Origin of the sequence: Pseudomonas sp. FeN3W (assembly GCA_030263805.2) — a bacterium.
GTDB classification, from domain to species: Bacteria; Pseudomonadota; Gammaproteobacteria; order Pseudomonadales; family Pseudomonadaceae; genus Stutzerimonas; species Stutzerimonas stutzeri_G.
In genome coordinates, this window is record CP136010.1 from 2,058,292 (window position 1) to 2,069,631 (window position 11,340).

At 63.7% G+C, this 11,340-nt stretch carries 11 protein-coding genes; 8 read left to right on the plus strand and 3 right to left on the minus strand.

Annotated features, from left to right (window positions below; genetic code table 11):
- The first annotated feature begins 9 nt into the window (after window positions 1-9).
- Complete coding sequence (locus P5704_009890; GenBank protein WOF80757.1) at window positions 10-1,035, plus strand: alpha/beta hydrolase family protein; 1,026 nt, start codon at window positions 10-12, stop codon at window positions 1,033-1,035.
- A gap of 7 nt (window positions 1,036-1,042) precedes the next feature.
- Here P5704_009890 and P5704_009895 read toward each other — a convergent pair whose 3' ends face one another.
- The 3 genes from P5704_009895 to P5704_009905 are packed head-to-tail and all read right to left on the minus strand — an operon-like array spanning window position 1,043 to window position 3,499.
- Window positions 1,043-1,810 carry a TerB family tellurite resistance protein gene (locus tag P5704_009895; protein ID WOF80758.1) on the minus strand — a complete coding sequence of 256 codons (768 nt, stop codon included), beginning with the start codon at window positions 1,808-1,810 and terminating at the stop codon, window positions 1,043-1,045.
- 1 nt (window position 1,811) lies between these two features.
- Entirely contained in the window at window positions 1,812-2,483 is a 672-nt protein-coding gene (locus P5704_009900; protein ID WOF80759.1) for a nucleotidyltransferase family protein, read from the minus strand.
- Window positions 2,480-3,499 carry a phosphotransferase gene (locus P5704_009905; protein WOF81199.1) on the minus strand — a complete coding sequence of 340 codons (1,020 nt, stop codon included), beginning with the start codon at window positions 3,497-3,499 and terminating at the stop codon, window positions 2,480-2,482. The genes P5704_009900 and P5704_009905 overlap by 4 nt, the downstream gene beginning before the upstream one ends.
- 129 nt (window positions 3,500-3,628) lie before the next feature.
- Between P5704_009905 and P5704_009910 the strand changes: the two genes are divergently transcribed.
- The 7 genes from P5704_009910 (at window position 3,629) to glpE (ending at window position 11,280) form a co-directional block, all read left to right on the plus strand.
- Window positions 3,629-6,403 carry an LPS-assembly protein LptD gene (locus tag P5704_009910; protein ID WOF80760.1) on the plus strand — a complete coding sequence of 925 codons (2,775 nt, stop codon included), beginning with the start codon at window positions 3,629-3,631 and terminating at the stop codon, window positions 6,401-6,403.
- The gene (locus P5704_009915; GenBank protein ID WOF80761.1) at window positions 6,384-7,691 is read left to right on the plus strand and encodes a peptidylprolyl isomerase; all 1,308 of its coding nucleotides are present in this window, start codon (window positions 6,384-6,386) and stop codon (window positions 7,689-7,691) included. The genes P5704_009910 and P5704_009915 overlap by 20 nt, the downstream gene beginning before the upstream one ends.
- A gap of 108 nt (window positions 7,692-7,799) precedes the next feature.
- A complete protein-coding gene (gene pdxA / locus P5704_009920) occupies window positions 7,800-8,792 on the plus strand; it encodes a 4-hydroxythreonine-4-phosphate dehydrogenase PdxA (protein WOF80762.1) in 993 nt (330 codons plus the stop codon).
- Window positions 8,793-8,908: 116 nt separating this feature from the next.
- Entirely contained in the window at window positions 8,909-9,703 is a 795-nt protein-coding gene (gene rsmA / locus P5704_009925; GenBank protein WOF80763.1) for a 16S rRNA (adenine(1518)-N(6)/adenine(1519)-N(6))-dimethyltransferase RsmA, read from the plus strand.
- 40 nt (window positions 9,704-9,743) lie between these two features.
- Window positions 9,744-10,127, plus strand: a complete 384-nt coding sequence (gene apaG / locus P5704_009930; GenBank protein WOF80764.1) for a Co2+/Mg2+ efflux protein ApaG — start codon at window positions 9,744-9,746, stop codon at window positions 10,125-10,127.
- Window positions 10,124-10,951, plus strand: a complete 828-nt coding sequence (locus P5704_009935) for a symmetrical bis(5'-nucleosyl)-tetraphosphatase (protein ID WOF80765.1) — start codon at window positions 10,124-10,126, stop codon at window positions 10,949-10,951. The genes apaG and P5704_009935 overlap by 4 nt, the downstream gene beginning before the upstream one ends.
- Window positions 10,948-11,280: a thiosulfate sulfurtransferase GlpE gene (gene glpE / locus P5704_009940; GenBank protein WOF80766.1), complete on the plus strand. Its 333-nt coding sequence runs from the start codon at window positions 10,948-10,950 to the stop codon at window positions 11,278-11,280. The genes P5704_009935 and glpE overlap by 4 nt, the downstream gene beginning before the upstream one ends.
- Window positions 11,281-11,340 lie beyond the last annotated feature (60 nt).

Here is an 11,340-nt window from a genome sequence, read left to right on the forward strand (position 1 = left end):
AGACAAACCATGCGTCGCTTGCCTGCTCTAGTGCTTTTGTTCGGCGTCGCGCTTGGCGGCGGCGTGCCGTACATGGCAGCGGCGCAGGAGCCGGAGGCGCCTCAGCAAGCACCGGCGGACGAGCCCGCAGCGACACCACGACCATCGCCACAAACACGCAGCGAGGCGCTGGCAGAAGGGCTGCAACGGCAGCTCGATGCCGCAGCCCAACTGCAACTGGGCGACGAAGACAAGTTTCTCGCGCTCTGGCAGCCGGCCAACACTCCAAAGGCCCGCGGCGTGCTCGTCATCGTGCCAAGCGAAGGCGAAACCGCCGATTGGCCACGCGCAATCGGCCCGCTACGGCGCGGCCTGCCCGAGCATGGCTGGCATACCCTGAGCCTGACGCCCGCTGACTCGACGTTGAGCCCTGGCCCGCGCCTGCCAGCGGCAGAAGCCCCGGCTGCGGAAGAAAAGTCCGAAACGGATGAAGGCGCTGAGCCTGACGCCACCGATGCCCAGCCGGCCGCGACGCAAACGACTTCGGCGGGCTACCTGCCTGAGCAGACGGCAGCCACGGACAACGACGAATCGATGCCGCCACAAGTCGAGCAGGACACGCCGCCGCCAACGGATGCCGAACGCATGCTGGCGCGCCTGGATGCAACCATCGAGCATGCGCGCACACTGCAGGTGCCCATGATCGTTCTGCTCGGCCATGGCACCGGCGCCTACTGGGCGAGCCAGTATCTGGCGCAGTTTCAGCCAAAGGATGTCGGGCAAATGGTGATGATCGATCCACGAGCGCCGTTGCAGGCGGAACAACCGCTGGAGAGCTATCTCGCGACGCTACCAGCGGCCATCGGCGACTTCTATACCGACACCCGTGCAGCGGCGAAACAGCAGGCGCTGCAACGCCGCAACGCGGCGCGCCGTGGCGGGCACCCGGACTACCGCCTGGTCGTGCTGCCAGGTCTGACGGGTGACCGCAATGCCGAACAGGAACAACTGGTGCGGCGCGTGCGGGGCTGGCTGGAGCGCAAGCCAGCGCAGTGACGACACGTCAGCGAAAGCCGCGGCGCTCACGAATCAATGCGTAGGCACTGTGCAACTCGCGGGTGCGCTCGGTGGCGTCGCGAACCTGGGCGGCATTCGCACCCGCCCCCGCCTGCTTGTCCGGATGGTGTTTGCTCAGCAGGCGCCGATAGGCGCGCTTGATCAGCTGCGGGTCGCTGTCCGGACGCACACCCAGCAGCTGCATGGCCTGCTCGTATGCACCACCCCGACCGGCCGGGGCCTCCTTGCGCCGGGTCGCGCCCGGATCGAGCGCTGCCACCTCGGCGACATCCCAACCCAGCCACTTGCCCCAGAGCAGCACCAGTTCGTGCTCGCGTGCGCCCATGCTTCCCTGCGCCCGCGCCATACGCCAGCAGGCCTGGATCAGGCGGCGGCTTTCTTCGCGCTGGCTGCGCAGCCGTTGCAGGGTATCGCGCAGGCCATCACCGCTGGCCTTGCCGCGGTTGAAAGCGGCGATGGCCTGCTGCTGCGCGGCGGCATCGAGCCCCAGCCGGCGCATCTCGTCACGTGCGACCTGGATGTGCACCGGACTCACGCGCCCGCCACTCTTGGCCAGACGCCCCAACAGGAAGAACAGCAAATCCTGGCCTTGCAGCACCGACTTGCCGGCCAGGCGCGCACGCAGGCTGGCCCAGGAATCGAGCCCCAGGCGACGATCCAGCACCTGCCCCAGCAGTGCGCCGAGCAAAGCACCCGGAATGCTCGCCAGCAACCAGCCGATCAACAGCCCCAACAGCGTGATGGGCCAGAACATGTCAGCGCCGCGCCTCCAGTGTTTGCTCGACTTCCGCCAGGCGCTCGTGGGTACCCACGTCGATCCAGGCCCCGCCAAAGCACTCGCCGGACACCTGCCCACCAGCCATGGCGCGGCGTAACAACGGCGCCAGCTTGAACGCTCCCGGCTGGCAGCCTTCGAACAGCGCAGGGTGCAAAACGGAAATGCCACTGTAGGTCAGCGCGTCGCCATTGGTCTCGGGCTCCGTGACGGCCGATCCGACCAGGCTGAAATCACCCTTTGGGTGGTGCGGCGGATTGCTCACCAGCACCAGGTGCGCGAGCCCGTGAAGCGGCCGTCTCAGCTGGGCGAAATCGTAGTCGGTCCAGATATCGCCATTGACCACCAGGAACGGCTCATCGCCGAGTAGCCCCAACGCCCGGTGAATGCCGCCGCCGGTCTCGAGGGGTTCGCCTTCGGCCGAATAATGGATGGCCACGCCGAAACGGCTGCCGTCGCCGAGATAGTCTTCGATCTGCTGGCCGAGCCAGGCATGGTTGATCACCAGTTCCTGGAAACCCGCGGCGGCCAGGGCACGAACGTGGTACTCGATCAGCGGCACGCCCGCGGCACGAACCAATGGCTTGGGCGTGTGCAGCGTCAGTGGCCGCAACCGCTCGCCCTTACCGGCAGCCAGAATCATCGCCTTCATGCTTGCGGCGCCTGCGGCAGTTCGACCAGCAGCTGCTGCAGCTCGGCCAGCTCTGGCCGCCGTGCCAACACGGCCTCGATATAGGCAAAGAAGCGCGGCACATCGGCGAGGTAACGCGGCTTGCCGTCGCGATGGCAGATGCGCGCGAAAATGCCGATCACCTTGAGGTGGCGCTGCAGTCCCATCAGGTCACTGGCACGCAGGAACTCGTCAAGCGATTCGGGCAGCGTCACGCCAGCAGCGCGCGCCTTGTGCCAATAGCCTTCGAGCCAGGCCTGCACCTGCGCTTCGGGCCAGCTGAGAAAGGCGTCCTTGAACAGCGAGGTGATGTCGTAGCTGACCGGGCCGAGCACCGCATCCTGAAAGTCCAGCACACCTGGGTTGGGCTCGCTGATCATCAGATTGCGCGGCATGTAATCACGATGCACCAGCACCCGCGGCTGCGCCAGCGCCGAGTCGATCAGCTGCCGGCAGATACGCTCCCACGCGGCCTGCTGCTTCTCACTGAAGCTGTGGCCAAGGTGGCGCTGCACGTACCAGTCGGGGAACAGCTGCAGTTCACGGCGCAGCAGCGCCTCGTCATAGGCTGGCATCGGCTGCGTCACTGGATGCAGCTGGAACTTCAGCAAGGCCTCCATGGCGTCTTCGAACAGCTGCTCGGCATTGCTCTGATCGATGACATCCAGATAGGTCTGGCGGCCCAGATCGCTCAGCAGCAGGAAGCCACGCTCGAGATCGGAGGCCAGTATCTGCGGCACATGGACACCGGCGTCACCCAGCATCTGCGCGACCTTGACGAAGGGCCGGCAGTCTTCCTGGGGCGGCGGCGCATCCATCACGATCAGACTGCGCTCAGCCCCTTGCCAGCGAAAGTAACGCCGAAAGCTGGCATCGCTGCTGGCGGCAGTAAGCTGTGCAACCGGCACTTCGCCCCAGCCGCAACGGGCGAAGACTTCGGGTAATTGCTGTTCCAGCCAGGCGCTCAGGTCCAGCAGACGTTGATCTTGATGCGGCATCCAGGGGGTCTCCACGGCGCTAGCCGATAGGCGGGTCATGCTTTATTATCCTGCATCTTTCTCAGCCCATCGAGAGGCGTGCGGCCCAGCCGGCCGATGGCTCGCCGCAAGCACGGACCAAAAAACAAGATGGCAGTCAAATACCCCGCGTTTCGTAAAAAATTCCCTCTATTGGTTACTGGCGGTCTGCTTGCATTGCAACCGGTAGCTGTACCTTTTGCCTTTGCAGCCGAGCAGTTCGCCTGCCAGCCCGACGCTTCCGGCGGCTGGAACTGTGCGTCCAACGAAGCCAGTCAGACCCTGCCACCGCGCCCGGTACACAGCGGCAGCGCCGTGAGCACATCGAGCACCGCCAAATCGACGAGCAGCAAAGTGCAAGCGCCAACGGCGACGACCAAGCTGGTCACCGAAAGCAAGGGCCGTGCCCTCGCCTCGCGCAGCGCCGATTACAGCCATCTCGACTGGGTTCCGCGCGAGCAGCTGACCCCGGCTCAGCTCGCCGAAACCGGCCCTTATTGCACCGGCACCTATGTCGAGCCCGACCGTCCCGGCAAGTTCGACACCACTCCGATGAGCGAAGCGCCGACCTATGTATCGGCCAAAGCCACCCGCTACGAGCAGGAACAGGAAGTCGCCACCCTCGCCGGTGACGTGCTGCTGCGTCAGGGCAGCATTCAGGTGGAGGCAGACGAAGCCAGCCTGCACCAGCTGGAAAATCGCGGCGAGCTGACCGGCAATGTCCGCTTCCGCGACCGCGACGCATTGCTGGTCGGCGACCGCGCCGAGATCTTCCTCGACAGCGGCGAAGCCAAGGTGGAAAACGCCGAGTACGTCGTGCACTCCGGCAAGGTGCGTGGCAGCGCGCAATACGCCAAGCGTGAAGAAACCGCGATCATTCGCCTCAAGGACGGTACTTACACCAGCTGCGAGCCCGGCGAAAACAGCTGGCACCTGCAAGGCAACAACGTCACGCTGAACCCAGCCACCGGCTTTGGCTCGGCCACCAACGTCACGCTACGGGTCAAGGATGTTCCGGTGTTCTACACCCCCTACATCCATTTCCCCATCGACGACCGTCGCCAGTCGGGTTTTCTCGCGCCGAGCATCGGCTCGTCCAGTGATACCGGTTTTTCGCTGCAGACGCCCTATTACTTCAACCTGGCGCCGAACTTCGACGCGACCCTGTATCCGCACCTGATGACCGACCGCGGCCTGCTGATGGAAGGCGAGTTCCGCTACCTCACGCGCAGCAGCGAGGGACAATTCGGCGCGGCCTATCTGGATGACAGCAACGACGACCGCGAGCGGCAATCCGAGTATGAAGACCAACGCTGGATGTACAGCTGGCAGAACCGTACCGGGCTGGACTCGCGCTGGCTCGCCGAAGTGGACTACACCGATCTCAGCGATCCGTACTACTTCCAGGACCTGAACACCAACCTGGATATCGATCAGCCGGATCACCTCGATCAGCGCGGCACGCTTACCTACCGCGGCGACAGCTACACCGCCCGCCTCAACGTGCATGCCTACGAGCGCGCCACCGTCGCCGACATCACCCCGTATGAGCGGCTCCCGCAGCTGACCCTGGATGGACGCCTGCCCTTCCAGCCGGGCGGCCTGAATTTCACCTACAACACCGAGTTCGTCAGCTTCCAGCGCAGCCTGCGCAACGGCAACTTCATCAACGAAGACGGCAATCCGGAGCAGTGGTACGACGATCGCCTGCGTGGCCTGACTCGCGCCGAAGGCGAGCGCATACATCTCGAGCCAGGCGTCAGCCTGCCGCTGAACTGGTCCTGGGGCTTCCTCAAGCCTTCGCTGAAATATGCCTATACACAGTACGACCTGGACCTGGATGATCGCGGCCAGAGCACGCTGGCCAGCTACGAATCGTTCGACAGCAGCCAGAATCGCAGCGTGCCGATCTTCAGCGTCGATAGCGGCCTGTACTTCGACCGCGACACCCAATGGTTCGGCAAGGACTATCGCCAGACACTGGAACCGCGCCTGTTCTATCTCTATGTTCCGGAGGAGGATCAGGACGACATTCCGATCTTCGATACCGGCGAAAGCAGCTTCAGCTACTCCTCGCTGTGGCGCGAGAACCGCTTCTCCGGCAAGGACCGCATCGGCGATGCCAACCAGGTATCGCTCGGCGTCACCAGCCGCTGGGTCGAGCCCAACGGCTTCGAGCGCCAGCGCCTGAGCATCGGCCAGGCGTTCTACTTCGAAGACCGCAAGGTGCAGCTGCGTGGCATCGACTACCGCACCCGCTCCAATGCCACCGCCGACGTATCGCCGTATGCGCTGGAGTATATGTATCGCTACAACCGCGACTGGCGCTTCACCTCGACGTTCAACTGGGATCCGGACAGCCACAGCACCCGCTCTGGCAGTGCCATGTGGCATTACCAGCCAGCGGACAATCCCGGCAAGATCGTCAACGTTGGCTATCGCTATCGTAACGACACCATGCGCTTCGACCAGGCAACTGGCGAGTGGACCTACGGCGGGGACTACGGCAACTGCGAAACCGACCCGGCTAACTGCATCAAGGACTACTACAAGATCAACCAGCACGACTTCTCCGTCATCTGGCCGATCGTCCCGCAATGGAGCGTCATCGCCCGCTGGCAGCATGACTACAGCCGCAGTCGCACCCTGGAAGCCTTCGGTGGCTTCGAGTACGACAGCTGCTGCTGGAAACTGCGCCTGATCAATCGCTACTGGATCGACTACGACGAGACCAGCCTCAACCCTGATCGCAACGACGAGCCGGATAACGGCATCTTCCTGCAGATCGTGCTCAAGGGGCTCGGCGGCGTAGTCGGCAATGCGACCGAAACTTTCCTCGACGAAGGCATCCAAGGCTACCGTGAACGTGAAGATCAAGCTTTCTGAAGTACTGCGCCCGCTCGCGCTCGGCGCTCTGCTGCTGAGCGGCGCGAGCCTCGCGCCTGCAGCCCTCGCCCAGGTTCAACCCCTCGACCGCGTGGTGGCGATCGTCGATAACGACGTCATCATGCAGAGCCAGCTCGAACAACGGATTCGTGAAGTGCAGCAAACCATCCAAAAGCGTGACGCCGATGCGCCGCCGATGGATGTGCTGCAACAGCAGGTGCTGGAGCGCCTGATCACCGAGAACCTGCAGCTGCAGATCGGTGAGCGCTCCGGCATTCGCATTTCCGATGAAGAACTCAATCAGGCCATGGGCACCATTGCCCAGCGCAACAACATGTCACCGGAACAGTTTCGTGAAGCCCTGGTGCGCGACGGCCTGAGTCTGGAGACGGCCCGCGAGCAGATCCGCCGCGAGATGATCATCAGCCGCGTGCGGCAGCGCCGAGTGGCGGAACGCATCCAGGTGTCCAATCAGGAAGTGCAGAACTTCCTGGCCTCCGACCTCGGCAAGCTGCAGTTGTCCGAGGAATACCACCTGGCCAATATCCTCATCCCGGTACCGGAAGCGGCAGATTCCGCGACCATCCAGGCCGCCGAACGCACCGCCATGGATACCTACCAGCAGCTTCAGCAGGGCGCAGACTTCGCTCGCCTGGCCGTCTCGCGCTCCGGTAGCGAGAACGCGCTGGAAGGCGGCGACATGGGCTGGCGCAAAGCAGCTCAGCTGCCACCGCCGTTCGATACCGCCGTGCGCGAGCTGTCGGTTGGCGAGGTCACCGAGCCGGTCCGCACGCCGCCAGGCTTCATCATGGTCAAACTGCTGGACAAGCGTGGTGGCGAAACCCAGGTGCGCGACGAAGTGCATGTCCGCCACATCCTGATCAAGCCGAGTGCGATCCGTAGCGAGGAAGAAGCACGCCTGCTGGTGCAGCGCCTGCGTGATCGCATCAGTGCTGGCGAAAACTTCGCCGAGCTGGCCAAGAGCTTTTCCGAAGACCCCGGTTCGGCGCTCAACGGCGGCGACCTGAACTGGATCGACCCAGCTTCTCTGGTGCCCGAGTTCCGCGAAGTCATGGCCAATACGGCGAGCGGCGAACTGTCCCCGGTGTTCAAGTCGCCCTACGGCTGGCACATCCTCGAGGTGCTCGGCCGCCGCGCGACCGACGCCAGCGAGCAGTTCCGCGAGCAACAGGCGCTGAGTTTGCTGCGCAACCGCAAGTATGACGAAGAGCTGCAGGCGTGGTTACGCCAGATCCGCGACGAAGCCTACGTCGAGATCAAGCTCTAAGCTTCACGCTGTATCTACAAGCAACAGGAACGCGGGGTGATGGCCGAAGGGTCGCCACCCCGTTTTCATTTCAGGCGGTTGAACGCCACACGCCAAGAGAGAAGCCTGATGACCGCTCCCCGCCCCTTCGTTCTCACCCCCGGCGAACCGGCCGGCATCGGCCCGGATCTGTGTCTGCTGCTGGCACGCGAGGCCCAACCTCGGATTCTGGTAGCCATCGCCAGCCGCTCGCTGCTGGCAGAGCGCGCCTCGCAACTGGGGCTGACGATCGAGCTGCGGGACGTCGGACCACATGACTGGCCAAGCCAACCGGCGCCGGCCAACTGTCTATATGTCTGGGATACTCCGCTGGATGCCCCGGTGACCGCAGGCCAGCTCGACGCGCGCAACGGCCACTACGTTCTGGAAACCCTGACTCGAGCTGGGAAAGGGTGTCTCGACGGCAGCTTCGCCGGCATGATCACCGCACCGGTGCACAAGGGCGTGATCAACGAGGCCGGCATCCCGTTTTCCGGCCATACCGAATTTCTCGCCGAACTGACCCGCACCGAGCAGGTGGTCATGATGCTTGCCACCCGTGGCCTGCGTGTCGCACTGGTCACCACTCACCTGCCGCTCAAGGATGTCGCTGCGGCGATTACCCACGAACGCCTGGAACGGGTTACGCGGATCCTGCACCACGATCTTGTCAGCAAGTTCGGTATTACCCAACCGCGCATTCTTGTCTGCGGCCTGAACCCGCATGCCGGCGAAGGTGGCCACCTGGGTCGCGAAGAAATCGAGATCATCGAGCCCGTGCTGGGCAAGTTGCGTGACGAAGGGCTTGAGCTGATCGGCCCGCTGCCAGCGGACACGCTGTTCACCCCCAAAAATCTCGAGCACTGCGACGCAGTGCTGGCGATGTACCACGACCAGGGCCTGCCAGTGCTCAAGTACAAGGGTTTCGGCGCTGCGGTCAACGTGACCCTGGGCCTACCGATCGTGCGCACCTCGGTGGATCACGGCACCGCGCTGGATCTGGCCGGCAGCGGCAAAATCGACACCGGCAGCCTGCGGGTCGCACTGGAAACCGCCTATCAGATGGTCGGCGCAGCTCGCTAAGCATGGGCCGGGTTGCGGCCCGACCGAGCTACTTGCCGCCCCCGCCTGCTAAAATACGCGCCTTATTCGTTTTTCAGCTTCGAGCTTCAGGCTTCAAGCTGCTCCCTGGAGCCCCGATGTCCGATTATCAGCACCGCGCACGCAAGCGCTTTGGCCAGAACTTCCTGCACGACGCTGGCGTCATTCACCGCATTCTGCGGGCGATTCATGCCAAGTCGGGTGAGCGACTGGTGGAGATCGGCCCAGGCCAGGGAGCATTGACCGAGGGACTGCTCGACAGCGGCGCGCATCTGGATGTCGTCGAGCTCGACCTCGACCTGATTCCCATCCTGCAGGGCAAATTCGCCGGGCGCGATAACTTCAATCTGCACCAGGGCGACGCGCTGAAGTTCGACTTCAGCCGCCTCAGCGCCGAGCCGAACAGCCTGCGCATCGTCGGCAACCTGCCGTACAACATCTCTACCCCGCTGATCTTTCACCTGCTCGACCACGCGCATCTGATCCGCGACATGCATTTCATGCTGCAGAAGGAGGTGGTCGAACGCCTGGCGGCGCAGCCGGGCGGTGGCGACTGGGGCCGACTGTCGATCATGGTGCAGTATCACTGCCGGGTGGAGCACCTGTTCAACGTCGGGCCGGGTGCGTTCAACCCGGCGCCAAAGGTCGATTCGGCGATCGTTCGCCTGGTGCCACATGAGACGCTGCCGCACCCAGCCCGCGATCACCGTCAACTGGAGCGCGTCGTGCGCGAGGCGTTCAACCAACGGCGCAAGACCTTGCGTAATACCCTCAAGGGGCTGCTGGACGCCGACGCCATCGCAGCGGCGGACGTGGACGGCAGCCTGCGCCCCGAACAACTGGATCTGGCGGCCTTCGTTCGCCTATCCGACCAACTGACAGAACGCAGCTGAGGCATCGACCTCTACCCTGCCTTCAACAGCGAGCAGTCCCATGTCCGACGATAACCGCTACCGCATCGACGTCAGCGTCACGCCTCGCTATCTGGCCGCGCAATCGGAGCCGGAACAAAACCGCTATGCCTTTGCCTACACCGTAACCATCGAAAACAAAGGCGAGGTGGCGGCACAGCTGCTGTCGCGGCACTGGATCATCACGGATGGCGACGGCCAGGTGCAGGAAGTGCGCGGTGCCGGCGTCATTGGCGAACAGCCGCTGATCGCACCAGGCGAACACCACGTCTACACCAGCGGAACGCTGCTGGCCACCTGTGTCGGCAGCATGCAAGGCAGCTATGAGATGTTGGCCGAGGATGGTCACAGTTTCGATGCGCTCATTGCGCCGTTCCGCCTGGCCGTACCCGGAGCATTGCATTGACGACCTATGCCGTCGGCGACCTGCAGGGTTGCCTCGAACCGCTGACCTGTTTGCTCGAGCGCGTCGACTTCAGCCCTTCGCGCGACTGTCTGTGGCTGGCTGGCGACCTGGTCAATCGCGGCCCGCAATCGCTGGAAGCCCTGCGCTTCGTGCGCGACCTCGAGTCCTCCGCGATCACTGTGCTGGGCAACCACGACCTGCACCTGCTGGCGGTGGCCCATAACATTGAACGCATGCGCAAGTCCGACACCTTGCAGGCGATTCTGAACGCGCCGGATCGGACCGACCTGATCGACTGGCTGCGCCAGCAGAAGCTCATTCACTACGACGCCGAGCGGCATACCGCGATGGTGCACGCCGGCATTCCGCCGCAGTGGTCGCTAGAGAAGGCGCTCAAACGCGCCTCGGAAGTCGAGCAGGCGCTACAGGACGACGCGCTGCTGATGCCTTTCCTCGATGGCATGTATGGCAATCAACCATCGAAATGGAACAAGGAGCTGCATGGGGTACCGCGGCTGCGCCTGATCACCAACTACTTCACTCGCATGCGTTTCTGCAAGGCCGACGGCACCCTCGATCTGGAAGCGAAAGAAGGCGCCGACAGCGCCCCCGCCGGCTACGCACCCTGGTTCAGCCACGCCAACCGCAAGACCCGCAACGTCAAGCTGATCTTCGGCCACTGGGCCGCACTGGAAGGCAAGTGCGACGAGCCGAACGTCTTCGCCCTGGACACTGGCTGCGTCTGGGGCAACGCCATGACTCTAATGAACCTCGACAGCGGCGAGATGCATCGCTGCGAATGCGAATACGGGAAAAATGCATGACCGACTTCAAACGCATCCCACCGGAACAGGCGCAGACCATGCGCAGCAGCGGCGCAGTGATCGTGGATATCCGCGACCCGCACAGCTATGCCAACGGCCACATCAGTGGCTCGCTGCATCTGGACAACCACTCGCTGCCGGATTTCATTGCCGCTGCCGATCTCGACCAGCCGCTGATCGTCACCTGCTATCACGGCCACTCCAGCCAGAGCGCAGCGGCCTATCTGGTCAATCAGGGCTTTTCGGACGTCTACAGCCTCGACGGTGGCTTCGAGCTCTGGCGGCATACCTATCCGGCCGATGTCGAACGCGGCGAAGAGCAAGCGTAAAAATTTATTTCCTCTCGATCGCCCGCCATCCGCGGGCTAGGCGCTATCAGCAGCCGAACG

Coding starts and splice junctions, on each gene's coding strand:
- P5704_009890 (WOF80757.1), top strand. CDS start 10: ATGCGTCGCTTGCCTGCTCTAGTGCTTTTGTTCGGCGTCGCGCTTGGC.
- P5704_009895 (WOF80758.1), bottom strand. CDS start 1,810: ATGTTCTGGCCCATCACGCTGTTGGGGCTGTTGATCGGCTGGTTGCTG.
- P5704_009900 (WOF80759.1), bottom strand. CDS start 2,483: ATGAAGGCGATGATTCTGGCTGCCGGTAAGGGCGAGCGGTTGCGGCCA.
- P5704_009905 (WOF81199.1), bottom strand. CDS start 3,499: ATGCCGCATCAAGATCAACGTCTGCTGGACCTGAGCGCCTGGCTGGAA.
- P5704_009910 (WOF80760.1), top strand. CDS start 3,629: ATGGCAGTCAAATACCCCGCGTTTCGTAAAAAATTCCCTCTATTGGTT.
- pdxA (WOF80762.1), top strand. CDS start 7,800: ATGACCGCTCCCCGCCCCTTCGTTCTCACCCCCGGCGAACCGGCCGGC.
- rsmA (WOF80763.1), top strand. CDS start 8,909: ATGTCCGATTATCAGCACCGCGCACGCAAGCGCTTTGGCCAGAACTTC.
- apaG (WOF80764.1), top strand. CDS start 9,744: ATGTCCGACGATAACCGCTACCGCATCGACGTCAGCGTCACGCCTCGC.
- glpE (WOF80766.1), top strand. CDS start 10,948: ATGACCGACTTCAAACGCATCCCACCGGAACAGGCGCAGACCATGCGC.